General features: G+C 74.5%; 19 protein-coding genes. 11 read left to right on the top strand and 8 right to left on the bottom strand.

What is annotated here, in order from left to right; translation table 11 throughout:
* Positions 1-28 precede the first annotated feature (28 nt).
* From ACFVGO_RS36935 to ACFVGO_RS36910, 6 genes are all read left to right on the top strand, one after another.
* Positions 29-2,461, top strand: a complete 2,433-nt coding sequence (locus ACFVGO_RS36935) for a SulP family inorganic anion transporter (protein WP_380636517.1) — start codon at positions 29-31, stop codon at positions 2,459-2,461.
* Between the two features lie 241 nt (positions 2,462-2,702).
* On the top strand, positions 2,703-4,667 hold the full coding sequence (acs, locus tag ACFVGO_RS36930) for an acetate--CoA ligase (protein WP_359902006.1): 1,965 nt from the start codon (positions 2,703-2,705) through the stop codon (positions 4,665-4,667).
* Positions 4,668-5,176: 509 nt separating this feature from the next.
* Positions 5,177-6,583: a Na+/H+ antiporter NhaA gene (gene nhaA, locus ACFVGO_RS36925; protein WP_359902003.1), complete on the top strand. Its 1,407-nt coding sequence runs from the start codon at positions 5,177-5,179 to the stop codon at positions 6,581-6,583.
* A gap of 344 nt (positions 6,584-6,927) precedes the next feature.
* Positions 6,928-7,404 carry a phage holin family protein gene (locus ACFVGO_RS36920; RefSeq protein ID WP_359902000.1) on the top strand — a complete coding sequence of 159 codons (477 nt, stop codon included), beginning with the start codon at positions 6,928-6,930 and terminating at the stop codon, positions 7,402-7,404.
* A gap of 154 nt (positions 7,405-7,558) precedes the next feature.
* Positions 7,559-8,701: an alpha/beta fold hydrolase gene (locus ACFVGO_RS36915; protein WP_380357873.1), complete on the top strand. Its 1,143-nt coding sequence runs from the start codon at positions 7,559-7,561 to the stop codon at positions 8,699-8,701.
* 214 nt (positions 8,702-8,915) lie between these two features.
* A complete protein-coding gene (locus ACFVGO_RS36910) occupies positions 8,916-9,125 on the top strand; it encodes a hypothetical protein (RefSeq protein WP_359901994.1) in 210 nt (69 codons plus the stop codon).
* Positions 9,126-9,275: 150 nt separating this feature from the next.
* Here ACFVGO_RS36910 and ACFVGO_RS36905 read toward each other — a convergent pair whose 3' ends face one another.
* From ACFVGO_RS36905 to nth, 4 genes are all read right to left on the bottom strand, one after another.
* Entirely contained in the window at positions 9,276-9,977 is a 702-nt protein-coding gene (locus ACFVGO_RS36905; RefSeq protein WP_359901991.1) for a metal-dependent hydrolase, read from the bottom strand.
* Positions 9,978-10,203: 226 nt separating this feature from the next.
* Entirely contained in the window at positions 10,204-11,391 is a 1,188-nt protein-coding gene (locus tag ACFVGO_RS36900; RefSeq protein ID WP_359901988.1) for a MarP family serine protease, read from the bottom strand.
* Positions 11,392-11,437: 46 nt separating this feature from the next.
* Positions 11,438-12,211 (bottom strand): CoA pyrophosphatase, encoded by a 774-nt coding sequence (locus ACFVGO_RS36895; RefSeq protein WP_359901985.1) that lies wholly within the window; start codon positions 12,209-12,211, stop codon positions 11,438-11,440.
* Positions 12,208-13,086, bottom strand: a complete 879-nt coding sequence (gene nth / locus ACFVGO_RS36890) for an endonuclease III (RefSeq protein ID WP_380357878.1) — start codon at positions 13,084-13,086, stop codon at positions 12,208-12,210. Before nth ends, ACFVGO_RS36895 begins: the two co-directional genes overlap by 4 nt.
* A gap of 123 nt (positions 13,087-13,209) precedes the next feature.
* Between nth and ACFVGO_RS36885 the strand changes: the two genes are divergently transcribed.
* Entirely contained in the window at positions 13,210-13,824 is a 615-nt protein-coding gene (locus ACFVGO_RS36885; RefSeq protein WP_380357881.1) for a DNA-binding response regulator, read from the top strand.
* A 261-nt stretch (positions 13,825-14,085) separates the two neighbouring features.
* Positions 14,086-16,614 (top strand): FtsX-like permease family protein, encoded by a 2,529-nt coding sequence (locus tag ACFVGO_RS36880; protein ID WP_380636512.1) that lies wholly within the window; start codon positions 14,086-14,088, stop codon positions 16,612-16,614.
* A 34-nt stretch (positions 16,615-16,648) separates the two neighbouring features.
* Here the strand turns inward: ACFVGO_RS36880 and ACFVGO_RS36875 are convergent, their stop codons facing one another.
* The 3 genes from ACFVGO_RS36875 to ACFVGO_RS36865 all read right to left on the bottom strand — a co-directional run bounded on the left by ACFVGO_RS36875 (position 16,649) and on the right by ACFVGO_RS36865 (position 20,322).
* The gene (locus ACFVGO_RS36875) at positions 16,649-17,890 is read right to left on the bottom strand and encodes a sensor histidine kinase (protein WP_380636510.1); all 1,242 of its coding nucleotides are present in this window, start codon (positions 17,888-17,890) and stop codon (positions 16,649-16,651) included.
* A 140-nt stretch (positions 17,891-18,030) separates the two neighbouring features.
* Positions 18,031-18,531 (bottom strand): MarR family transcriptional regulator, encoded by a 501-nt coding sequence (locus ACFVGO_RS36870; protein WP_359901973.1) that lies wholly within the window; start codon positions 18,529-18,531, stop codon positions 18,031-18,033.
* Between the two features lie 42 nt (positions 18,532-18,573).
* Positions 18,574-20,322: an FUSC family protein gene (locus ACFVGO_RS36865; protein ID WP_380636507.1), complete on the bottom strand. Its 1,749-nt coding sequence runs from the start codon at positions 20,320-20,322 to the stop codon at positions 18,574-18,576.
* 181 nt (positions 20,323-20,503) lie between these two features.
* Between ACFVGO_RS36865 and ACFVGO_RS36860 the strand changes: the two genes are divergently transcribed.
* From ACFVGO_RS36860 to ACFVGO_RS36850, 3 genes are all read left to right on the top strand, one after another.
* On the top strand, positions 20,504-21,292 hold the full coding sequence (locus ACFVGO_RS36860) for an alpha/beta fold hydrolase (RefSeq protein WP_359901968.1): 789 nt from the start codon (positions 20,504-20,506) through the stop codon (positions 21,290-21,292).
* Positions 21,293-21,433: 141 nt separating this feature from the next.
* The gene (locus tag ACFVGO_RS36855) at positions 21,434-22,051 is read left to right on the top strand and encodes an RraA family protein (RefSeq protein ID WP_380636505.1); all 618 of its coding nucleotides are present in this window, start codon (positions 21,434-21,436) and stop codon (positions 22,049-22,051) included.
* Between the two features lie 321 nt (positions 22,052-22,372).
* Positions 22,373-23,047 (top strand): Crp/Fnr family transcriptional regulator, encoded by a 675-nt coding sequence (locus tag ACFVGO_RS36850; RefSeq protein WP_030288117.1) that lies wholly within the window; start codon positions 22,373-22,375, stop codon positions 23,045-23,047.
* 148 nt (positions 23,048-23,195) lie between these two features.
* On the opposite strand, the gene ACFVGO_RS36845 is transcribed toward ACFVGO_RS36850, so the two are convergent.
* Positions 23,196-24,574 (bottom strand): LCP family protein (locus tag ACFVGO_RS36845; protein WP_380636503.1); only part of this gene is annotated, 1,379 nt, incomplete at its 5' end.

The following is a 24,574-nucleotide window of genomic DNA, read 5'->3' as shown; positions in this document are numbered from 1 at the left end:
TTCGCTCCCCCGGACAGACGGGAAGACAATGACCCTCGACATCTCCAGCGCCCCCATCGCCTCCGACACCACCGACCACGCGCCACCGGGCCCGGGCCCCCGGATCCGGTGGGCCCAGGACCTCTTCGCGTCCCTCGTGGTCTTCCTCATCGCCGTGCCGTTCTCCCTCGGCATCGCGCTCGCCACCGGCGCCCCGCTCACCGCCGGCCTGGCCGCCGCGGCCGTGGGCGGGATCGTGGTCGGGCTGTTCGGCGGCACACCGCTCCAGGTCAGCGGCCCCTCGGCGGCGCTGACGGTGATCACCGCCGGGCTGATCGCCCGGTACGGCTGGCAGGCCACCTGCGCCATCACCGTCGCCGCCGGCCTGCTCCAACTCCTCCTCGGCGCACGTCGGGTGGCCCGGACGGCGCTCGCCGTCTCGCCCGCGATCGTGCACGGCATGCTGGCCGGGGTCGGGATCACCATCGCGATCGCGCAGCTCCACGTCGTCCTCGGCGGCTCCCCGCAGAGCTCCGCGATCGCCGACATCCTGGCCCTTCCCGGCCAGTTGTCCGGCCCGCACCCGGCCGCGGTGCTGGCCGGCACGGTGACCGTCGCCGTCCTGGTCGGCTGGCCCCGGCTCGGCCGACTCCCCGGCCGTGCCGCCGAGTTCGGCGCCCGGCTGACCAAGGTGCCCGGCCCGCTGGCCGGGGTCGCGCTGGCCACCGCCCTCGTCCTCGCCCTGGACCTGCGGCTCGCCCACATCGAGCTGCCCGCCTGGCGCCCGCAGTCGCTCCTGCCCGCGCTTCCGCACGGCCCGGTCCTCGGGCTGCTCGCCGCCGTCCTCACCGTCACCGCCGTGGCCAGCGTGGAGTCGCTGCTGTCCGCCGTCGCGATCGACCGGATGTCCCGGCGCACCGGCGACCTCGACCGCGAACTGCGCGGCCAGGGCCTCGCCAACCTGGTGAGCGGCCTGGTCGGCGGGCTGCCGGTCGCCGGGGGCGCGGTGCGCGGCACCGCCAACGTGCGGGCCGGTGGCCGGACCAGGTGGGCCTCGGTGCTGCACGGCGTCTGGGTGCTGGCCGCCGCGCTGGCGCTGACCGGCGGGCTGCGCCACGTCCCGCTGGCCGCGCTCGCCGCTCTGGTGCTGGTGGTCGGGCTGCAGATGGTGAGCTTCGCGCACATCCGCAGGGTGCACCGGCACCGCGAGTTCCCCGTCTACCTGATCACCGTGCTCGGCGTGGTGGCCTCCGGCGTGCTGTGGGGCGTCGCGATCGGCGCCGGCACCGCCGTACTGCTCGCGCTCTACCGGCTGACCCGCGCCCACGTGGACGTGGAGACCGGCCCCGACGGGACGGTCACCGTCCGGACGCACGGCCCGCTCACCTTCACCGCCGTACCCCGGCTCAGCCGGGCGCTGGCCGGCATCCCCGCCGGGGCCGAGGTCACGGTGATCCACGACGGCTCCTTCCTGGACCACGCCGCGTACGAGACGCTGCACACCTGGCGGGCCGCGCACCAGGACGCGGGCAGCCGGGTCTCGATGGTGACGCGCCGCCAGGACGACGAAGTGCTGGACCCGGACGGCACCGTGCGCGCGGGCAGTTCACCGGGCCCGCACCGGTGCCGGGCCTGGACGCCCTGGGTCGGCCACCACTGCATCGATCAGCAGGAGGACCCGCACGGCCGACTGCTGGACGGAGTCCGGGTGTTCCAGCTGCACACCGCCCCGCTGATCAGGCCGGAACTCGCGCGGCTGGCCCGCGAGGGGCAGGCGCCCTCCCAGCTCTTCCTGACCTGCGCGGACTCCCGGATGGTCACCAGCATGATCACCAACAGCGGTCCGGGCGACCTGTTCACCGTGCGCAACGTGGGCAACCTGGTGCCGGCCCCGCACGAACCCGGAGCGGCCGACGACTCGGTGGCCGCCGCGGTGCAGTACGCGGTCGAGGTGCTGGAGGTCCGCTCGATCACGGTCTGCGGCCACTCCGGCTGCGGCGCGATGAAGGCCCTGCTGGACGGCGTGCACGAGCGCCCCGGGCCGCCCACCCCCCTGGCCCGCTGGTTGCGCAACGGCCGCGGCTCGCTGGACCGGCTCCGACGCGTCCCGGCGGAGTTCGCCACCCGGCCGGCGGTGGACGTCGTGGAGCAACTCTGCATCACCAACGTGGTCCAGCAGCTGGACCAGTTGATGGCGAACCCGGCGGTGGAGCGCCGGGTCGAGGAGGGCACCCTGCGACTGGTCGGGATGTACTTCGACTTCGCGACGGCCCAGGCCTATGTCCTGGACCGGGCCGCCGGGACGTTCAGCCCGATCGAGGCCCGCACCGGCGATCGCACGAACGGAATCGAACACCATGCCGAGAACCCCACCGGGACCGGCTCCGAGGACCGGCCGGACACAGCATCGGCCGAACGGGTGAATGCGGATGATCGGCTTCCGGCTGGGGACGGCGGGGAGGGCCCCCGACTGGCCGCCTGAGAGCCGGGTCCGTGTCCCGCCGGGCGGGCCGGGGCACGGGCCCACCCACCCCCGAACGGCCGTCCGGTCCTCCGCGGTGGATCGGACCGGAACCCGGCCGGCCATCGGTCAAAGGTCTACACCAATTCCCAGGAGCCTCTTGTCAACTGCCCCGTTCGCCTGGTGAGCTGTGCGCTGGGACACACGGGACAATCCCCACGCACGGGAACGCCCCCGATCATGACTCGATGAGGAGTGCGCGTTGAGCAACGAGAGCCTGGCCAACCTGCTCAAGGAGGAGCGGCGCTTCGCCCCGCCGGCAGAGCTCGCCGCAGCCGCCAACGTCACCGCGGCCGCGTACGCGCAGGCCTCCGAGGACCGTCTGGGCTTCTGGGCCGAGCAGGCCCGTCGCCTCACCTGGGCCGTCGAGCCGACCGAGACCCTCGACTGGTCCAACCCTCCCTTCGCCAAGTGGTTCGCCGACGGCAAGCTCAATGTCGCGTACAACTGCGTCGACCGCCACGTGGAGAACGGCCTGGGCGACCGGGTCGCGATCCACTTCGAGGGCGAGCCCGGCGACGGCCGTTCGATCACCTACGCCCAGCTCAAGGACGAGGTCTCGCAGGCGGCCAACGCACTGCTGGAACTCGGTGTCCGCAAGGGCGACCGGGTCGCCGTCTACCTGCCGATGATCGCCGAGGCGGTCGTCGCGATGCTCGCCTGCGCCCGGATCGGCGCCACCCACTCGGTGGTCTTCGGCGGCTTCTCCTCCGACGCCGTCGCCTCCCGCATCCAGGACGCCCAGGCCAAGCTCGTCATCACCGCCGACGGCGGCTACCGCCGGGGCAAGCCCTCCGCCCTGAAGCCGGCCATCGACGAGGCGCTCACCAAGGTCGACGGCGTCGAGCACGTCCTGGTGGTCCGCCGCACCGAGCAGGACGTCCCGTGGACCGAGGGCCGCGACGTCTGGTGGCACGAGATCACCGCGCGCCAGTCCACCGAGCACACCCCCGAGGCGCACGACGCCGAGCACCCGCTGTTCATCCTCTACACCTCGGGCACCACCGGTAAGCCCAAGGGCATCCTGCACACCTCGGGCGGCTACCTCACCCAGGCCAGCTACACCCACCACGCGGTCTTCGACCTCAAGCCGGAGACCGACGTCTACTGGTGCACCGCCGACATCGGCTGGGTCACCGGCCACTCGTACATCGTCTACGGCCCGCTCTCCAACGGCGCCACCCAGGTCATCTACGAGGGCACCCCGGACACCCCGCACCAGGGCCGGTTCTGGGAGATCGTCCAGAAGTACGGCGTGACCATCCTCTACACCGCGCCGACCGCGATCCGCACCTTCATGAAGTGGGGCGACGACATCCCCGCGAAGTTCGACCTGTCCTCGCTGCGGGTGCTGGGCAGCGTCGGCGAGCCGATCAACCCCGAGGCCTGGGTCTGGTACCGCGAGCACATCGGCGGCGGCACCTGTCCGATCGTGGACACCTGGTGGCAGACCGAGACGGGCGCCATCATGATCAGCCCGCTGCCGGGCGTCACCGAGACCAAGCCGGGCTCGGCCCAGCGCGGTCTGCCGGGCATCGCGGCCACCGTGGTGGACGACAACGCCGTCGAGGTGCCGAACGGCTCCGGCGGCTACCTGGTGCTCACCGAGCCGTGGCCGTCCATGCTCCGCACCATCTGGGGCGACGACCAGCGCTACATCGACACCTACTGGTCGCGCTTCGAGGGCCGCTACTTCGCCGGTGACGGCGCCAAGAAGGACGAGGACGGGGACATCTGGCTGCTCGGCCGGGTGGACGACGTCATGCTCGTCTCGGGGCACAACATCTCCACCACCGAGGTCGAGTCGGCCCTGGTCGGCCACCCCTCGGTGGCCGAGTCCGCCGTGGTCGGCGCGACCGACGCCACCACCGGCCAGGCCATCGTCGCCTTCGTGATCCTGCGCGGCGGCGTCACCGAGAGCCCCGAGCTGGTCGAGGAGCTGCGGGCACACGTCGGCCGCACGCTCGGCCCGATCGCCAAGCCGAAGCAGATCAAGGTGGTCGGCGAGCTGCCGAAGACCCGCTCCGGCAAGATCATGCGCCGCCTGCTGCGTGACATCGCCGAGGGCCGCGAGGTCGGTGACACCACCACCCTGGCCGACAGCACGGTGATGAGCCAGATCCAGGCCCAGCTGCCGCCCTCCGACAACAGCAACGGCAACGGCTGAGCCCACGACAACGGCTGAGCCCACGGCGCCGGCAACCGCCGAGCGCCACTGAGACGACGACTGTGCCCCGGGCGGTGATCACCGCCCGGGGCACAGTCGTCCCGTCAGTCACCCGTTCGGACAGCGGGGCCATCCGGGCATCCCACCTTCTCCCAGCGGCCCTGCCGCCGTCCGGTGCCGAGCCGCCGTTCGAGCACGGGGCCGCCCGTCGGGCACGCGGCCGCCGCTCGAGTACAGGCCGCCCTTCCGAGTACAGGCCGCCGCTCCGCGTACGCGGCCGCCGTTCCGCGTACGGGCCGCTGCTCCTCCGGAGTGCGAAACCAGCCCGCAGGGATTAAGTCCTTTGTTAGGACAATCCGGATGTCACCCAAACGTCCCGCTAGACTATTAAGGACGCATCAAGATCCCTTGACGGGAGTCGCGGGCGTCACAGGGCGCGCCGGGAAGTCTGGTCGGCAACTGCACCACACGTGCATCCATTTGCCGCTCCCAGCCCCAGGAGGTCCCGCGTGACCGACCAGCCGCCCGTTCATGAGCCGACGACCCGCCGCCGGCAGTTCCTCGGCCGGCTGTCACTGCCCGAGCGCACCTTCATCACCGACGCCCTGCGCACCGAGACGGTCGGCGGCATGCTGCTGCTGGGTGCCGCCGTCGTCGCACTGATCTGGGCCAACGCCTGGCCGCAGGCCTACCAGAGCGTGCTCGACTACACCGTCGGCCCCTCCGCCCCGCTGCACCTGAACCTCTCCCTGGCCACCTGGGCCAAGGACGGCCTGCTGGCGATCTTCTTCTTCGTCGCCGGGATCGAACTCAAACGCGAGTTCGTCGCGGGTGAGCTGCGCACGCCCAGTGCCGCGCTGCTGCCCGTGGTCGCCGCCGTCTGCGGGGTGGCACTGCCCGCGATCCTCTTCGCCCTGGTGAACTCCGGCAGCGGCGGGCATCCCAGTGGCTGGGCGATCCCGACCGCCACCGACATCGCCTTCGCACTCGGGGTGCTGGCCGTGGTCGGCAGCCACCTGCCGTCCCCGCTGCGCGCCTTCCTGCTCACCCTGGCGGTGGTCGACGACCTGATCGCGATCCTGATCATCGCGATCTTCTACAGCCACGGCATCAAGTTCTGGGCGCTCGGCCTCGCCTTCGTCGGGCTGGCGCTGTTCTGGTTCCTGCACCGGCGCGGTGTCCACGGCTGGTACCTCTTCGTGCCGCTGGCCTTCGTGACCTGGGCACTGATGCACGAGAGCGGCATCCACGCCACGGTGGCGGGCGTCGCCATGGGTCTGATGCTGCGCTGCCACCGGGAGGGCGACGAGCAGCACTCCCCCGGCGAGCACATCGAGCACCTGGTCCGCCCGCTCTCGGCCGGCCTCGCCGTCCCGCTGTTCGCGCTGTTCTCGGCCGGGGTGGCCGTCTCCGGCCCGAAGCTGCGCGAGGTGTTCACCCAGGCCGCCCCGTTGGGCATCGTGATCGGCCTGCTGGTCGGCAAGTCGGTGGGCGTGTTCGGCGGGGCCTGGCTGACCGCCCGGTTCACCAGGGCCGAGCTGAACCCGCGGCTCAAGTGGGCCGACATGGTCGCGGTCTCGGTGCTCGCGGGCATAGGTTTCACCGTCTCGCTGCTGATCAGCGAGCTGGCCTTCCCGGACGACCCTGCGCTCGCCGCCCGGGCCAAGACGGCGGTGCTGGTGGGCTCGGTGCTCGCCGCGGTCGTCGCCACGGTCCTGCTGAAACTGCGCAACCGGCACTACCGCGAGCTGTGCGAGGAGGAGGACCGGGACGTGGACGGGGACGGCATCCCCGACATCTACCAGGAGGACGACCCGGCCTGGCAGGCCAGGGTCGGCGAGTCGCCCCGCCCGGCGACCGGTGAGGAAGGCGACCCCGGCCCCGGCCACCAGGGCCGGCCCGGCCACACCGGCTGAGACGCCCCGACTGAAGCCCTGCCCGAGGCCTCCCGGCCGGGACCCCGGAAGGCCCTTCGGCCGGCACCCGGAGGACCGGGGCGGGGGAACGGTCCGGCGGGCCCGACCGAGGCACCCGAGGACCGGGGACCACGACCTCCGGCAGGCCCCGGCGGAGGCGCCCGGAGCACCCCCGCCGCCGGGACACATCCCTCCGGCGGGGCCCCGGAGTGGTGTCCGACTGACCGGTAGGGGCATGATTCTGAGCTGTCGACAACCCACAGACGCCTCCGGACCCCCCGCCGGCCCCGGAACCGCACACCCGCGGCGGCGTCACGCCGCACAGCCGCAGAGGAGAACCGCTGATGCCCGCAGGAGCCGCAGACCCGTCCAGCAACGGCCGGGTGCCTTACGAGGGCGAGCGTTCGGTGGGGCAGCTGTTCGCGGCGGCCACCGCCGACCTGTCCGCGCTGGTCCACGACGAGATCGCGCTCGCCAAGGCCGAGATCCGGGCGGACGTCAAGCGCGGCGTCTCCGGCGGCGTCTCGCTGATCGTCGCCGGTGTGGTGGCGCTGTTCTCCATCCCGATGCTGAGCGCCGCGGCGGCCTTCGGCATCCACGCGCTGGGCCTGTCGCTGGGCTGGTCCTTCCTGGTCGTGGCGGGCGCCTACCTGCTGCTCGCGGTGCTGCTCGGGATGCTGGCCTGGCGGTCGTTCAAGAAGATCGAGAAGCCGGTGCGCACCATCGAGGGCGCCCAGAAGACCGCCGACGTGCTGAAGAACGCCCGGCCGCGGCCGGCCACCCAGGAGGAGATCGACCGGGCCTTCGGCCGCATCCCGTAACCGACCCGGTGTCGGCGGGGCGCCGGTGACCGGCCCGGGCGGGCGGGGACGGCGCCGCGCCGTGAGCGGGGAGGGCCCGCCCGGGCGGGCTCCGAACCCGCCGACCACGAGTGCCGGGCACGTGTCCGGCGCCGGGATGTGACACGCTCTCGGTATGCCGCTTGACCAGAAGCCCGTGCCCGCGCAGCCGTCCGCCGAATCCGGCCCCGACTCCGGCGCCGGACTCACCCCCGAAGGCCCCGCCGGTCCCGAAGACCCCGGCGCCGCCCCCGGGGGCACCGGCCCGGCACCCGCGCGGAAGCCTGGGCGGAAGCCTGGGCGAAAGCCTGAGCGGGAGACCGGTCGGGAAGCCTTCGCGGCGGCCTCCTCCGGGGCCCCGGCCGCGGGCGACGCGGAGGCCTGGAGCATCCGGCAGGCCGGCCCGTGGACGCACCGCGACCTCGCGGCCAACGGCGCCCGCTTCCACATCGCCGAGCTGGGCTCCGGCCCGCTGGTGCTGCTGGTGCACGGCTGGCCCGAGTACTGGTGGGCCTGGCGCCACCAGCTGACCGCGCTCGCCGAGGCCGGCTACCGGGCGGTGGCGCTCGACCTGCGCGGCATCGGCGGCAGCGACCGCACCCCGCGCGGGTACGACCCGGGCAACCTCGCCCTGGACATCACCGGGGTGATCCGCTCGCTCGGCGAGCGCCGGGCGCACCTGGTCGGGCACGCCTCCGGCGGCACCCTGGCGTGGGTGGCGGCCGTGATGCGGCCGTCCGTCATCCAGAGCCTCACCGTGGTCTCCGCCGCGCACCCGCGGGACCTGCGCCGGGCGCTGCTGACCGACCGCCGGCAGTTCGCCGCCTTCGAGCACGTGCTGGGCTTCCAGCGGCCGTGGATACCGGAGCGCCGCCTGGTCGCCGACGACGCCGAGCAGGTCGGCCGCTACCTGACCTCCTGGACCGGTCCGAACGGCCTGGACGAGGCCGCGCTGCACGCGTACCGGCAGGCGATCCAGATCCCCAGCACGGCGCACTGCTCGATCGAGCCGTACCGCTGGCTGCTGCGCTCCTTGGCCCGGCCGGACGGCATCCAGTTCGCCCGGCGGATGAAGAAGCCGATCACCGCGCCGACCCTGCACGTCCAGGGCGCCGCGGACCCGGTGCTGCTGTCGCACACCGCGCTCGGCGGCGGCGAGTACGTGGCGGCGCCGTACCGCTGGCGGCTGCTGCCGGACGTCGGGCACTTCCCGCACGAGGAGGCGCCGGAGGAGTTCACCGCCGAGCTGCTGGACTGGGTCGGCCGCCACAAGGAGTGACCCCGGAAGCGGCCGGACGCAACCGCACGGCCACGCGGAGCCGGGGATCCCGTACGCGGCCGGAAGCGGCCGTACGTGCGGTCGGACGCTCGGCCGACCGGAAGGGCTCTCGGGCCCAACTCCCTTATGTTGACGCTCATATGACAACCGCATAGGCCAATTTCGGCGAGGCCCGGGCGGTTACCTCCACCGGCCCAGGGGCATCCATTCCGGTATGAGTTGGATGCCCGAAAGCGGCGGCGCCCCGCGCGGCCGACGTCACAACAGCCCCCAGCGCTCCGCCCACCGGCCCGACCGGGCGGACGACCTCGGCTTCGACGGCCCCGACGGCCGCCGGCGCACGGAGCGGCGGCAGCTCGGCATCCCCCGCATCCTCGGCCGGCGCGCCCGCTGGGTGGGCGCACGGCTGCGGCGCGAGACCTGAGGCCCCGCGCCGCATCTCATCGCCCGGCACAGCGGGCACCGGCGCACCGAGCACCAGTACGCCGAGCACCGGTACGCCGAGCACCGGTACGCCGGGTGCCGGCGCACCGAGCACCGATGCGCCCGGTGCCGGCCGACCGGCACGGCCCGTTCAGTTCACGATCGTCGGCGACAGCGCGGTGAACCAGAGCAGGACGAAGGTCGCCACCGACATGATCGGCACCAGCACCTTGGTCTCGACGCTGTTGCCGCTGCGCTTGATCAGCACGACCTCGTAGCGCTCCTTGTGCGGCCAGAGCAGCGGTGCGCCCTTCTTGGTCAGGCAGTCGCCGAGCAGGTGCGCCAGCGTGCCCAGCGCCACCGCGTACGGCAGCCAGCCGGGCGAGTTGGGCATCCAGGTGTTCATCCCGAAGGTGCCGAGCGCGGCCAGGCCGATGACGGTGATCCAGGCCTCCGGTCCGTCGCCCGGCGGGCAGAGCCGCAGGGCCCGGATCGCGAGCGCCAGCAGGAAGAAGGTCAGTCCGAGGGTGAAGTTGCGCCCCAGGTAGGTGACCCCGGCCCAGGTGCCGGCGCCCATCAGCGCGACGAACAGCAGCGAGTGGGTGGCGTGCCGGTGGCCGCCGGAGATCCACGCCACGAAGCGGCAGAGCACCTTGGAGACGGGGCCGAGGAAGTTGGCGATCGAGCCGTCGTGGTGGTCGAGGTCCGGCAGCAGGGCCGCGCCCGCGCACAGCACCGTGCCCATCAGTATGTCCGCCGGCTGCAGGGTGGTGTGCAGGAGCAGCGGGGGCAGGAAGGGAGCCGAGGCCGCGTACAGCATCGCCCCGCTCACCGCGTGCGAGTGACCCATCATCGGACTGCCACGACCTCTCGTCGGGCCCACGCCGGGACGGCGCCCGGTTGAGCCGAACGGGTGAGCGCGGCCGAGGCTACCAGGGCTGCCTGACGGGGCGACGGATATCGGACGGACCGGCCCGGCGCGCCCTTCCCGACCACAGCCCGACCACAGCCCGGCCCCGGCCCGACCCCAGCCCCAACCCAATCCCACCCCAACCCCGGCCCTGCCCCGCCGGCACCCGTCAGAGCGCGCACCCCTGGGTGTCCGCCCGGCCGGTCGCGGCGCCGCCCTGCTCGACGTCCTCGCGCACCTCGGCCGCGGTCAGCACGTAGCCGGTGTCCGCGCTGTCCAGCGACTTGGCGAAGACCACGCCGTACACCTCGCCGTCCGGGGTGAGCAGCGGCCCGCCGCTGTTGCCCTGCCGGACCACCGAGCGCACCGAGTAGACGTCGCGGACCACCTGGCCGCGGTGGTAGATGTCCGGGCCGTTGGCCTGGATCCGGCCGCGGATGCGGGCCGGCTGGACGTTGAAGGCCCCGTTCTCCGGGAAGCCCGCCACGATCGCGCTGTCGTTGGTCTTCGCCTCGCCGGCGAAGGCCAGTGCGGGCGCGTTCAGCTTGGGCACGTCCAGGACGGCGATGTCGCGCTGCCAGTCGTAGCGGACCACCGTCGCGTCGTACAGCTGGCCGACCCCGCCGATCTGCACGGTCGGCTCGTTGACCCCGCCGACCACGTGGGCGTTGGTCATCACCCGGTGCGGGGCGAAGACGAAGCCGCTGCCCTCCAGGGTCTTGCCGCAGGAGGTCGCCGTGCCGACCACCTTGACCAGGCTCTGCCGGGCCCGCGTCACCGCCGGGCTGTTGGCCAGCGCGGGGTCGGGGGTGTCGACCTGGGTGATCGGCTCGTGCTCGAAGGGGTTGAAGACCTGCGGGAAGCCGTTGCGGGCGAGCACCTTGGAGAAGTCCGAGAACCAGTTCGGCGCGTCGCCGGGCAGCGCGTTCTGCACCCCGCCGAGGACCGCCGAGGAGCGCACCTGCTTGGAGACCGTCGGCAGCGACGCCCCGGCCAGCGCCGAACCGATCAGCCAGGCCACCAGCAGCATCGAGACGACGTTCACCACCGCGCCGCCGCTCGCGTCCAGCACCCGGGCCGGGCGGCGCCCGATGTGGCCGCGCAGCTTCCAGCCGAAGTGCGCGGTGATCGCCTGGCCGATCGCGGCGAGGACGATCACCACCACGACGGCCACCACCGAGGCCGTGGTGCCCGGGCCGATGTGGTCGAGCACCAGCAGCGGCAGCAGCTCGACGGCGAGCAGGCCGCCGCCGAGGAAGCCGACCAACGAGAGCACGCCGACCACGAAGCCCTGCCGATAGCCCGACACGGCGAATGCCACGGCCGCGGCGATCAGCAGCACATCCAGGACGTTCACTCGGACACCCTCCCACGGTCCGCGCGCCGCACGCGCCGACGTCCGGTCACGAAGCGTCGGCGTCGCCGCCCGGCAGCACCCGGGAGTGTTCGAGGTCTCCCTGGACCAGGGCCAGCGCGTCGTCCGAGAGGTCGACGATCCGGGACGGGTCCCAGGGCAGTTCCAGGCCGCCGTGGTGCAGCACCCGGTCGATCACCCCGGCGGTGAAGCCCCAGACCAGCCGCCCGGCGACCGCGAAGGCCGGCCCGATGTGCCCCGACGGGTGGCGCAGCCGCACCCGGTTCGCCGGGTCGGCCAGCTCCGTGATCGTGACCCGGAACACCGCGCCGGTCTCGGCCGCGTCCACCGGGCGCACCGGCGTCTCCTCGCGCCACCAGCCGAGCACCGGGGTCACCACGAAGCTGCTCACCGGGATGTACAGCCGGGGCAGCTCCGCGAACACCTGCACCCCGGCCGGGTCCAGGCCGGTCTCCTCCCAGGCTTCGCGCAGCGCCGCCGCGATCGGGCCCGGGCCGTTCGGGTCACCGTCCTCCGGGTCCAGCACGCCGCCGGGGAAGGACGGCTGGCCGGCGTGCGAGCGCAATGAGCGGGCCCGCTCGATCAGCAGCAGGTCCGGACCCTCCGGTCCCTCGCCGAACAGCATCAGCACGGCCGCCGGCCGGCCGCCCTCGGCCGGTGGCAGGAAACGGCTCAGCTGCTCCGGCAGCACCCGCTCGGCCGCCTCCCGGACCGGCTCCAGCCAGCTCGGCAGCCCGTCCGGCTCGATGCCCCGCGCCACTCCCCCGGCCTCCGGCCCGGGGTGGCCCCACCGCCCGCTCATGCGTCCACCGCCAGGTCCGCGACGTGCCCGTGGTGGCCGGCGGCGTCCGCGCGGGCGGCCGCCTCGCCGGGGAAGTCGGCCGGCGGCCGCAGCCGCTGCCCGGGCCGGCCGCCCATCTCGTACTTCAACAGCTTGCGTGCCTTCTCCGGGTCGGTCTCCCCCTCGCCGTAGGAGGGGCAGAGCGGCGCGATCGGGCAGGCGCCGCAGGCGGGCTTCTGGGAGTGGCAGATCCGGCGGCCGTGGAAGACCACCCGGTGCGAGAGCATCGTCCACTCCGACTTCGGGAAGATCTCGGCGACGGCCGCCTCGACCTTCACCGGGTCCTCCTCGGTGGTCCAGCCGAACCGCCGGACCAGCCGCCCGAAGTGGGTGTCCACCGTGATGCCGGGGACCCCGAAGGCGTTGCCGAGGACGACGTTGGCGGTCTTGCGGCCGACGCCGGGCAGGGTCACCAGGTCGGCCAGCCGGCCGGGGACCTCGCCGCCGAACTCGTCACGCAGCGCTATCGAGAGGCCCAGGAGCGACTTCGCCTTGTTCCGGAAGAAGCCGGTCGGGCGGATGATCTCCTCCAGCTCCTCCGGGTTCGCCGCCGCCATGTCCTCCGGCGTCGGGTACTTCGCGAACAGCGCCGGGGTGGTCTGGTTCACCCGGAGGTCGGTGGTCTGCGCCGACAGCACGGTGGCCACCAGCAGTTGGAACGGGTTCTCGAAGTCCAGCTCCGGATGCGCGTACGGGTACAGCTCCGCCAGCTCGCGGTTGATCCGCCGGGCCCGCCGCACCATCGCCAGGCGCGATTCCGGCTTCCTCGGCTTCACCGCCGCCTTCTTCGCCACCGGCTCCTGCGCCGCGGCCTTCCGGACCTTGCTCTCTGCCATGCACGAAGGCTACGCCGACCGGCGGACCGCTCGCGGCCGATCAAGCACGGAAACCGGTCCTGGCAAGGCCTGTTGTCTAATGAAGTCCGCCCGTGGCCGTCACCTGACAGGGGGAGAGTACGGATGATCAGGGTCCTGCTGGCAGAGGACATGAGCATGGTGCGCGGCGCGCTGGTGGCCCTCCTCGCGTACGAGGAGGACCTGGAGGTCGTCGCCGACGTGGAGCGCGGGGACCTGGTGGTGCCGACCGCCCTGGAGGTGCGCCCGGACGTCGCGGTGCTCGACATCGACCTGCCCGGACTGGACGGGCTGCGGGCGGCGGCCGAACTGCACGAGAAGCTCCCCGGGTGCCGGACGCTGGTCCTCACCGGGCTGGTGCGACCCGCCAACCTGCGCGCCGCGTTCTCCGCCCGCGCGCTCGGCTTCCTCGGGAAGGACGCCCCGGCGCAGGAGCTGGCGGCGGCGATCCGCAAGGTGGCCGCCGGCGAGCGCGTCGTCGACCCGGAGCTGGCGCTGGCCGCCCTGGACACCCGGGAGAACCCGCTGACGCCCCGGGAGTCGGAGGTCCTGCGGCTCGCGGCGCAGGGGGACTCCGCCACCGAGATCGCCGGTCGGCTGTTCATCTCCACGGGCACCGCGCGCAACCACCTGGCCGCCGCGGTGGCCAAGACCGGGGGCCGCGGCCGGGTCGACGCGATCCGGATCGCCGAGGAGATGGGCTGGCTGCCGACGGCGTAGCCCCCGGCACTCTCCGCGCCACGCGCCCCGCGCCACGCGCCACGGCTTCGGCTTCGGCGACCGGCACCCCGACACCCCGACACCCGGGCGGTACGGCCCCGCCGGTTCGACGGACCGTGCGTTTCGCATGGATCTGCCCGTGGAAGGCGCACGGACCGTCTCAACGAGGCCTCCCTTCGTCGACGAACCGAAATCCGGCCGATGCCCCCGGAACTACGCTCGCGATGTCATCGAGGGCGAACCACCGGGAGGTCGAGCCGCGTGTTGAAGCTGGCCTGGCGAACGGTGCGGGCCCGGAAGGCGGGCTTCGCCGGCGCCTTCACCGCGCTCGTCTGCGCCCTGGTCCTGACCGTCGCCTGCGGGGTCCTGCTGGAGTCCGCCCTGCGCGCGGGCACCCCCACCGAGCGCTGGGCCGGGGCCCCGGTGGTGGTCGGCGACGGCACCCGCATCCCGGACGCCGGCCCGCTGACCGCGGAACTCGCCCGGCTGCCCGGCGTCACGGCCGCAGTCCCGGAGGTCTCCTTCCCGGCGGCCGTGGTCACCGCCTCCGGGCAGGTCCTCACCGGACCGCAGGGCGGCCCCCCGCTCGGGCACTCCTGGACGAGCGCCGCCCTCACCCCGTTCCGGCTGACCGCCGGCCGCGCCCCGACCGGGCCGGACGAGGTGGTCCTCGACACCGCGACGGCCGCCCGCGCCGGGGTCACGGTCGGCGGCACCGTACGGCTGGCCACCACCGAGGCGCCGCGCGGCTACACCGTGGCCGGACTGGCCGCGGCACCACAGGAGTTGGCCCGTCAGAGCGCGCTCTTCCTCAGCCCCGGGCAGGCCGCCGAGCTCGCCGGGACGGCGGCCGGCGCGGACGCGATCGGGCTCACCGTGCGGGAGGGGACCGACCTGCGGGCACCGGCCGAGCAGGCCCGGCGGGTACTCGCCGCGGCACGGGACCGCGCCGGCGTGCCGGACTGGTCCGGGCCCCGGGTGCACACCGGCGACGAGCGGGGCGAGCTGGAGTTCTCCGGCGCTCCCGGGCCCGGCGACGGCCTCTCCTCGCTGGCCGGGACGACGGGCGTGCTGTCGCTGTTCGTCGCGGCCTTCGTGGTCGCGGGGGCGCTCGCGCTCTCCGTCCAGCAGCGGCTGCGCGAAATGGCCCTGCTGCGGGCGGTCGGCGCCACCACCGGACAGGTGCGGCGGATGATCGCCCTGGAGACGCTGGTGCTGACCCTCGCGGCCGCGGTCGTCGGCCTCCCCGCCGGGACCGGCCTCGCCGCGCTGCTGCGGGGCGAACTGGTCGACCGCGGGGTGGTCGGCTCGGACGTGCCGCTGCACATCGGGCCGACCGCCCCGCTGATCGTCCTCGGCGGCGTCGTCGTCACCGCGCAGCTGGCCGTCGCGGCCGCCGCGCGCCGGGCCTCCCGGGTCGAGCCCACCCGGGCGCTGCGCGACGCCTCGGCGCCGCCGCCCGGCATCGGTTGGATCCGGACCGGGCTCGGACTCGTGACGCTCGCCGGGTCCGGCGCGGTGCTGGCCGACTCGACCGACGACCACCGCGGGGCGGGGACGGCCGAGAGCATGGTGCTGGTGCTGCTGCTCGGGGTGGCCCTGCTCGGACCGCTGATCGGCCGGGTCGCGAGCGTGGCGATCGGCGGGCCGGTGGGCCGGCTCTTCCCGGCGGCCGGCTTCCTCGCCTCGGCCGCGCTGCGGGCCCAGCCGCGCCGCTTCGCCGCCGCCGTCACCCCGCTGGTGCTGGCGGTGGCCTTCACCGGCACGGTGCTGTTCGTCCCGGTGGTCAAGGCCCGGGCCACCGCGGCCGAGGACGGCCGACGGCTGCTGGCCGACCACGTGGTCCAGGCCGTCGGCATCGGCCTGCCGCCGGAATTCACCGCCGCGGTACGGCGGTTGCCGGGCGTCGCGGCGGCCGACGGCACGGTCTCCACGACCGTCCGGGCCTCCGCCGGGGACGTCGACCAGTACGGGCTGAACGCCCGGATCGTCGAGCCGCAGGGGCTGGCGGAGCTGGTCGACCCCGGGGTGACGGCCGGCTCGCTGGACGGGCTGCGCGACGCGGACATCGCGCTGGGGCAGCGGACGGCCGCCGCGCTCAAGGCCGGCGTCGGCACCACCGTCCGGATCGAATGGCCGGACGGCACCGGCAGCACCGCGACGGTGGCCGCCGTGTACGACCGCGACGTGCGGTTCGCGGACGCCCTGCTGCCCGCCCCCTTCGCAGCCGCCCACGCCCCGGACCCGCTCACGCCGACCGTCCTGGTCCGTACCGCCCCCGGAACCGACCCCCGGCAGGTCGGCCGGGAACTCCACGACCTCACCGCGGCCTACCCGATGGCCCGGGTCGGCGACCGGGCCGAGTACGACGCGGCCCGCAGACAGCGGCAGGAGTCCGCCACGGCGGTCGGACGGCTGCTGCTCGGCATGATCGGCCTGTTCACCGCGATCGCCGTGGTCAACACCCTGGTGATGGCCATCGGCGAGCGGCGGCGCGAGTTCGCGCTGCTGCGGCTGGTGGGCACCACGCGGCCGCAGGTGCTGCGGATGGCGGCCTGGGAGGGCGGGATCACGGTCGCGGTGGCTCTCGCCCTCGGTGCGGCGGTCACCGCCGCCGTCCTGGTCCCGGTCAGCCTGGCGCTCACCGGGACGGCCTGGCCCGCGCCGCCCGGGAGTTGGGTGGCCGCGGTGCTGGGCGGGGCGGCACTGCTGGGGATGGGCACCGTCCTGCTGACCACCCGGCTGGCGCTGCGCCGGAAGCCGGTCGAGACGATGGGGATGCGCGAGTAGCGGCCCGGGCCCGGTCAGGCGGCCCGGGCCCCGGTCAGGCGGCGCGGGCCGCCTCCCGGGCGGGCTCGGCCTCGACGACGGCCGTGAGGTGGAACCAGCCCGCTCCGTCCCGCTCGGCGGTCAGCCGGCCGCCGACGGCCCGCAGCCGCTCGGTGAGGTTCCCGATGCCGTGGCCGCCGCCCTCCGACCCGGGCCCGCCACCCTCCTCGCACGGAGCGCCGCCCGGTTCGCGCGGCACGCCGTCGTTGGAGACCACCAGGCGCACCGTGCCGAGCTCGTCCCGGCCGGCCCGGATCCCGCAGCGCCGGGCCGCGCTGTGCCGCAGCAGGTTGGTGACCGCCTCGCGCAGCACGGTGGCCAGCACCGCGTCGAGTTCGGGCCGCAGCCCCTCGCAGTCCAGTTCGGCCTCGACCCCGATCCCGGCCGCCCGCAGCGCCGAGACCGCCGAACGCGCCTCCCGCGCCAGGGACATCCCGAGGTCGCCGCTGGGGAGCCGGCGGGTGTCCGCCATCGCCTGCCGCACCAGTGCCAGCACTTCGGCGATCTCCGCGCGGGCGCGTTCCGGCTCGTCCGCGGCCAGCCGTTCGGCGAGCTGGCACTTCAGCGCCGCCACCGAGAGGCTGGAGCCGAGCAGGTCGTGCAGGTCGCGCGCGAAACGCAGCCGCTCCCGGTCCACCGCGAGCTCGGCCAGCTCGGTCCGGGCCGCCCTCAACTCGGCTGTCAGGTCGGCGAGTCGGGCCACGCCGTAGACCACGATGCCGCCCACGGCGGTGGACACCGACGCATTGACGCACTGGCCGGGGTTCCCGCCCAGCGCCGCGCAGAGCGGGTACTGGGCGGCCACCAGTGCGACGAACAGCACCCAGGAACGCGGCAGCGCGACGGTCAGCAGCACCGAACCGGCGAACGACCCGGGGATGCCGACCCACGCCCCGTCGAAGAACAGGAACGGAAGGTAGGTGAGCACCCCGTGGACGACCAGGCTCCACGGCCACCAGCGCCGCGCCAGACGCCACGGACCGGCGTGCCCGATCTGCAGGGCGAGCAGGACCAGCAGCAGCGCGACGGCGGGCAGTTGGTAGGCCAGGCCGTCGTGGTTGCGGACCGTGGCCACCACCGAGGCGGCGCAGAAGCCGACGGCGACCATGACCACGATGCCCCGGGTGAGCCGCGCGAGCGGGTCACCGGAGCCGCCGGAGCCGCCGAAGCGCCCGAAGCCGCCGGGGTGCTTCGGACGGGAGCGATCGGCGTCGGTTCGGTCCGCGCTGTGGCCCAAGGGGAACTCCCGGTAGACGGCTCGACACACCGCGCGCCCAGCGGGAGCCCGCCGCGCACCCGGCGCCCCCGTACGCCCGCACCCCGAGCATAGTTTCCCGCCGGAGCAGCACCGTTGACGCTCCGCCACGGTTCGCCGGCTCAGGCCGGGGTGCGGCCGATCGTCCCCTCAAGGCTGTTCAGCAGGCCGCTGAGGGCCTCGGCGAGCCGGTCCTGCTCGGCGGGGGTGAGTCCGGCCAGCAGGGCGCGGTCGTAGGCGACGAGCTCCTGGATCAGACCGTCCACCAGCGTCCGGCCCTCCTCGGTGAGCGCGAGGTGGGCGACCCGGCGGTCCCGGTCGTCGGTGCGGCGGCTGACCAGGCCGCGCTCCTCCAGCAGCCGCAGGCGCTTGGTGACGGCGGCCCCGGAGGCGAAGCTCTCCCGGGCCAGCTGGGTGGGGGTCAGCTCGCGGTCGAGGCGGAGCAGGGCGCCGAGGATGTCGAACTCGGCGCGGGTGAGGCCGGCCCGGGTGAGCGGGTCGGGGGTCTGCTGGAGCAGCGCGGCGCAGCGGTTGATCCGGCCGAGGACGGCGATCGGACCGGTGTCCAGCCCCGGGTAGGCCCGCTCCCACTGGCGCAGCACACCTGCGACGACGTCCTCCACGTGTGCTGCTCCCGTTCTGCGGCCTGCCGTTCGGCTTCGATCCTAGGGCGTGCCGGTCGCGGCCCCGGCCGTGCCCGTCGCGGCCCCGGCCGTGCCCGTCGCGGCCCGGGCCGTGTCCGGCAGCGCCGGGCCGGGATCGGACGGGCCGTCGTGGCCGCGGTGTTCCAGCAGCGCGGCCAGCAGGTGGTGGGCCTGCCGCTCGGTGGCGGTGGCGCGCTGGTGCGGGATGGCGGGTCGGCGCCACTCGCCGGCGGCGGTGTCGGTGGCCTCGCGCAGCTCCAGCAGGGCCGCGGCGAGGCCGGTACGGGCGGCGAGGGCGTCCGGGGTGCTCACGTCCGCGACGGACAGGGCGGACGAGGCGGGCGAGGCGGCGCGGACGGCGGCCGACGCCCGGTGGCCGGCCGCTTCCGCTCCGGCGAGCGCGCGGGTCAGCCGGGCGGCGGTACGGCGGTTGGTGACCAGCAGGCAGGCCGCGAGGCCGGCGAGCGCCCCGACGCAGGTGTCCAGCCAGCGGTCGGCGATCAGCGCCCCGGCCGGCTGCGGGCCCGCGAACTCCGTCATCAGCAGCGCCATCGGGGTCACGAAGACCGTCGCCAGCCAGTAGCTGCGGGCGATCGTCGCCTCCGCCCCGAACTGGCAGACCAGCCCGAGTCCGATCAGCGCCACCGGGCCGGTGTGCGCGACGGGCAGCGCGGCGGTGAACAGCAGCAGGCCGAGCAGGTTGCCCAGCACCCGCTGCAGTGCGCGCTGCCAGGACAGCGTGCTGTTCGCCTGGAACACCGAGGCCGCGGTGACCACCGCCCAGTACGGCCGGCCGACGCCGAGCGCCAGCGAGATCCACCCGGCAGCGGCGCAGCCGACGGCGACCCGCAGCGCGATCGGCAGCAGCGCGGAGCCGGGCCGCAGCGCCCGCCGGAGCGGCGGTCGGGGGCCGGGACGGCGGACGGAAGGTTCGGCCGCCTCCGCCTCGGTGAGGTCGAGCGACGGCAGCGGGCGGCCGCGCCGCAGGTCGCGGGCCAGGTCGAGGTACCGCGCGGCGTCCTCGGGCCGGGCCGGTCCGGCCAGTGCGGCCTCCGCGCGCACCAGCAGCCGCTCGGGCGCGTCGCCGAGGGCGCGCCGCCGGGACGGGGTGGAGAGCGCGAGGCTCTGCCAGGCCGCCTCGACCGCTCCGACCAGGGCGGTTCGGGCGGCGGCGTCCGGTTCCGGCCGGCCGGGCCCGGTCCGCAGCAGCCGGGCGGCGGCCTCCAGGGCGCGGGCGGTGGCGATCCGCTCGGGCCCGTACGGGCGCACCAGGGCCGGGGCCATGCAGACCACCCAGGCCAGCGCGGCGCCGAGCGCGGTGAGCGCCAGGTGCGGCGGGACCTCGGCGAGCCGTTGCGGGAGGAAGGCGCAGCTGGCGGAGGTGAAAGTGATGATCAGACTGCCGGGCGGGCCGATCCGGGCGGCGTCGCAGAGCAGCTTGTGCAGGGCGGCGAGCACCGCCGCCACCGCGACCAGGACGGCGGCGTCGCGGGTCAGTGCGGCGGCGGTGAGGGAGGCGCCGGTGCTGAGCACGGTGCCGAGCAGCACGCCGGCCAGCGTCCGGGCCCGGGCCCGGTAGGGCAGGCCGTGTCCGTACAGCGCGCCCAGGCCGCCGGCCGAGGTGTAGAGGGCGAGGTCGAGCCGGCCGAGGCCGAGCAGGGTGAGGTTGAGCGCGCCGAGGGTGACCACGGCGCTGAGCGCGGGCTTGTGCCAGCCGTCCCCGGCCGGACCGACCCGAAGTGCCTGGCGGAACTGGGCGGTTGTGACCATGCAAAAAAGGTTAGCAGGTAATTTACCTGTGAAACATATACGCCCGGACACCCCGCCACAGAGGCCCGGAGGGTCCGGAGGGTCCGGAGGGTCCGGAAGAAAATTTCGGCCGGAGCGATGAGTTCTGCGGCGAACCCCGGTCTACCTCCACGACCGACTCGTACGACAGCAAGGAACACCCATGAACACCGTGGTCTCCACCGACGGCACCGTCCTCGCCTGCTCCGTCACCGGGACCGGCCCCGCCGTCGTCCTGGTCGACGGCGCACTGTGCCACCGCGGCATGGGGCCGAGCGCCTCGATCGCCGAACAGCTGGCGGCGCGGCACACCGTGTGGACCTACGACCGGCGCGGTCGCGGCGACAGCGGGGACACCCCGCCCTTCGCGGTGGAGCGCGAGATCGAGGACCTGGCCGCCGTCATCGCGGCGGCGGGCGGCTCGGCCCACGTCCTCGCCCACTCCTCCGGCGCCGCACTCGCGCTGCGGGCCGCCGCCGCGGGCACCGGCATCACCCGACTCGCCGTCTACGAGCCGCCGTTCAGCACCGGGGAGGCGCAGAGCGAGCGCTTCCGCCAGTACGTCGCCGAGCTGACGGCGGCGCTCGCCGAGGGGCGCCGCGGGGACGCGGTCGCGGCCCTCATGGTCTACGCCGGGACGCCGGCGGAGATGGTGGACGGGATGCGCGGCGCGCCGGTGTGGCCGCTGTTCGAGGCGGTCGCACCGACCCTGGCGTACGACGCGGCGGCGCTCGGCGACCGGACCGGCGCGGTCGTCCCGGTCGACCTGCTGGCCACGATCGCCGTGCCGACCCTGGTCCTGGACGGCGGCGCCAGCCCGGAGACGCTGCGGGCCCCGGCCCGCGCGGTGGCGGCGGCCGTGCCGGACGCCGAGTACCGGACGCTGGACGGCCAGACCCACGAGGTGTCCGCCGAGGTGCTGGCGCCGGAACTGCTGAAGTTCTACGCCTGACGCGCGGCCCGGGGGCACCGCCTGGTCTTCCGACGATCACCGGCGTCGTCTCTCCGGCGCGCACCCACCCGACGGACGACCACCGGCGGACGACCACCGACGGACAATCAACGACGGACAACCAACGACGGACGAGGAAGCATGGACGAGGACTTCAAGGACATCCCCACCACCACCCTGGCCGACGTCCTGGGCCGCGCCCAGGTCATGGACGCCAGCCTGCGACCGCTGTGGACGGGCATGCCCCGGGTGGCCGGGCCGGCCTTCACCGTGCGGTGCCCGCCCGGCGACAACCTGATGCTGCACGCGGCGATCCACCGGGCCGGGCCCGGCTCGGTGATCGTGGTGGAGTCCGGCGACCTGGACCACGCGCTGGCCGGCGGCAACGTCTGCGCGGTGGCGCAGCGCCGGGGCGTGGCGGCCTTCGTGGCCGACGGCCTGATCCGGGACCTCGCCGAGGTGCGGGAGCTGGCCTTCCCGGTCTTCGCCCGCGGGGTGATCCCGATCCCCGGGGCGAAGGAGCGGCTGGGCACCCACGGCGCCCCGGTGACCTGCGGCGGGGTGTCGGTGGCGGCCGGCGACATCGTGGTGGCCGACGAGGAGGGCGTCGTGGTGGTGCCCGCCGCCGAGCGGGCTCGGGTCCTGGAGGCGGCCCGGGCGAAGCTGGCCAAGGAGGCGGCCGAGACCCTGGACGACTGGGAGGCCGCGCACCGCGCCCGGATCGACCGGGCCCTCGCCGAGCTGGGCTTCACCGGCTGATCACCAGGCTCCGGTACGGTCCGCCCCCCGGTCCGCCCGGCCCCGGAGCCGGGCGGTCCGGCGGCGGGACACGCCCGCACGGCAGGGGCCGTTTCCCTGTTCGAATCGAATGGACAAAGGTTCGACCGGTGGCCTTCCCCGGGCTCCCGTCACCGGGTCCGGCCGGTGACCCACCGGTACGAATGGCCCCGCACGGCGCACCTCGGCACACCCCCTCCTCATATGATCGGAGCGACATGCGCCATGCTTGGTGATGCAGAACACTGAACGGAACTTGCGCCGGACGGCCCACCCGCCGTACGGCCGAGAAGGAGGAAGCACGTGGACGACGTTCTGCGGCGCGCCGCACTCTTCGCGGCACTCGACGACGAACAGGCCGGCGAGCTGCGCGCTTCCATGACCGAGGTCACCCTCGCCCGTGGGGAGTCGCTGTTCCACGAGGGCGACCCGGGCGACCGGCTGTACGTCGTGGCGGAGGGCAAGGTCAAGCTGCACCGAGCCTCGCCGGACGGCCGCGAGAACATGCTGGCCGTGCTCGGCCCCAGCGAGATGATCGGCGAGCTGTCGCTGTTCGACCCGGGCCCGCGCACCGCGACCGCCAGCGCGCTGACCGAGGTCAAGCTGCTGGGCCTCGGCCACGGCGACCTCCAGCCCTGGCTGCACGCCCGCCCCGAGGTCTCCATCGCGCTGCTGCGGGCCATCGCCCGCCGCCTGCGCCGCACCAACGACGTGATGTCCGACCTGGTCTTCTCCGACGTGCCCGGCCGCGTCGCCAAGGCCCTGCTGGACCTCTCCCGCCGGTTCGGCGTGCAGTCCGAGGAGGGCATCCACGTCGCCCACGACCTCACCCAGGAGGAGCTGGCCCAGCTGGTCGGCGCCTCCCGCGAGACGGTCAACAAGGCGCTCGCCGACTTCGCCGGCCGCGGCTGGCTGAAGCTGGAGGCCCGCGCGGTGGTGCTGCTGGACGTCGAGCGGCTGTCGCGCCGCTCGCGCTGACGCCGGCGAAACGCCGCTGACGCCCGCGAACGCGGAGGGGGGCGGTCCCGCCCTAAGAGCACCCCCCCCCTCCCCCCCCCCCTTCCCCCCCCCCCCCCCCGTGCCACCGCACCGCGACACCCGGACCGCAGGAGCCAGAGCCGCCGCCCTACTGGTTCTTCGGCGGCTGGTAGTCCTTGCCGAGCAGGACCAGCAGGTCCGCGTTCTGGGCGTCGCCGGTCACCTTCTTCACCGCCGTGTCCGGCAGCCCGAGGCTGGTCGCCAGCGACTTCGCCGCGCCCTGCCGGGCGTCGTCGGTGTAGCGGATCTCACTGGCCGGCTGCGGGGCCGCCTTGGCGCCGCCCGGGATGAAGGTCAGGCCGGAGTTGACGATCTGGACCTGCGCGGCGGCCGCCGCCGCGTCGTTGCCGGTGGCGTCCTGGAGCGCGACCCGGACCGGGGCGTCGCCGACGGCCGCGGACTTCACGGTGCCGCCCAGCACGTCCTTGACCTGCTTGCCCGCGGTCGCCTCGTCCAGGCTGCCGTCCGGCTTGACGGTCAGCGCGGTGGTGCCGAAGTGGCCGTCCTTCGCCTGCTGGGCGAGCTGGACGAGCACGCCGGCGAGGGCGTCCTCGGGCAGCGAGGGGTCGAGCACCGCGTTCATCCGGTGCACGTCGTCCTTGGCGTCCTTGAACTCGGTCGGCATGGTGCGCACCACCGCGTCCAGGACCTGCCCGAACCGGGCCAGCTGGGCGTCCCGGTTCTCGCCGGGCGCCTGCCAGGTCGCGTACGCGACCGCGGCCTTCCCGCTGAGCATGGTGTTCTTCCCGGCCGCGGACAGCAGCTTGCCGTCCGGCTTGCCGCCCTCGTGGGTCTCGGCGTTGGTGTCCACCCGGACGCCGCCGAGCTGGGAGACCAGCAGTTCCAGGTACGGGGTGTCCAGCCGCCAGGTGCCGGCCACCGGGGCGCCCAGCACGGTGGACAGGCCCTCGCGGGTCGCCGAGGCGCCGATGCCGTCCATGGACTGGCCGACCGTGCTGACCGGCGGGTCCCCCGGGCCGGGCAGCCGCAGGTTGTCGGGCAGCAGCAGCACCGTGCCCTTCTTCCCGGAGGCGTCGTTGACCAGCAGCGCGCTGGACACCTTGCCCTGGAGGTCGCGCAGGTGGACGACGTTGACCTGGCGGCCGCCGGCGGCGGTGGCCGCGGTCGGCTTGTCGCCGGTCAGGAAGAGGTAGCCGCCGACGCCGCCGGCCGCGAGCGCCACCACCACGCCGAGGCCGATCAGCCGGTTGCGCAGCTTGCGGCGGCGCTCGGCGCGCACCTCGCTGCGGGACTCGGCGAACTTCAGCCAGTCGATGACGTCCTCGGTCTCCTCCGCCTCCTCGTCGACGAAGGTGAACTCGCCCGTGGTGTAGCTGTCCTTGGGCGCCTTGCTCCCGGCCTTTCCGGCCTTGCCGGCCTTCCCGGACCGCGCCCCGGCGACCTGCTCGGACGGCGGCACGGCCTTGGCCGGCACCGCCTCCTCGGCGGGCCGGGGCACCCGCGGAC

Source organism: Kitasatospora sp. NPDC057738 (assembly GCF_042798815.1).
GTDB classification, from domain to species: Bacteria; Actinomycetota; Actinomycetes; order Streptomycetales; family Streptomycetaceae; genus Kitasatospora; species Kitasatospora lactacystinica.
The sequence above is the reverse complement of the archived record's forward strand: the minus strand, read 5'-3'. Positions and strand labels throughout refer to the sequence as shown.

Coding starts and splice junctions, on each gene's coding strand:
- ACFVGO_RS36935 (WP_380636517.1), top strand. CDS start 29: ATGACCCTCGACATCTCCAGCGCCCCCATCGCCTCCGACACCACCGAC.
- ACFVGO_RS36920 (WP_359902000.1), top strand. CDS start 6,928: ATGCCCGCAGGAGCCGCAGACCCGTCCAGCAACGGCCGGGTGCCTTAC.
- ACFVGO_RS36915 (WP_380357873.1), top strand. CDS start 7,559: ATGCCGCTTGACCAGAAGCCCGTGCCCGCGCAGCCGTCCGCCGAATCC.
- ACFVGO_RS36910 (WP_359901994.1), top strand. CDS start 8,916: ATGAGTTGGATGCCCGAAAGCGGCGGCGCCCCGCGCGGCCGACGTCAC.
- ACFVGO_RS36905 (WP_359901991.1), bottom strand. CDS start 9,977: ATGATGGGTCACTCGCACGCGGTGAGCGGGGCGATGCTGTACGCGGCC.
- ACFVGO_RS36895 (WP_359901985.1), bottom strand. CDS start 12,211: ATGAGCGGGCGGTGGGGCCACCCCGGGCCGGAGGCCGGGGGAGTGGCG.
- nth (WP_380357878.1), bottom strand. CDS start 13,086: ATGGCAGAGAGCAAGGTCCGGAAGGCCGCGGCGCAGGAGCCGGTGGCG.
- ACFVGO_RS36885 (WP_380357881.1), top strand. CDS start 13,210: ATGATCAGGGTCCTGCTGGCAGAGGACATGAGCATGGTGCGCGGCGCG.
- ACFVGO_RS36865 (WP_380636507.1), bottom strand. CDS start 20,322: ATGGTCACAACCGCCCAGTTCCGCCAGGCACTTCGGGTCGGTCCGGCC.
- ACFVGO_RS36860 (WP_359901968.1), top strand. CDS start 20,504: ATGAACACCGTGGTCTCCACCGACGGCACCGTCCTCGCCTGCTCCGTC.
- ACFVGO_RS36855 (WP_380636505.1), top strand. CDS start 21,434: ATGGACGAGGACTTCAAGGACATCCCCACCACCACCCTGGCCGACGTC.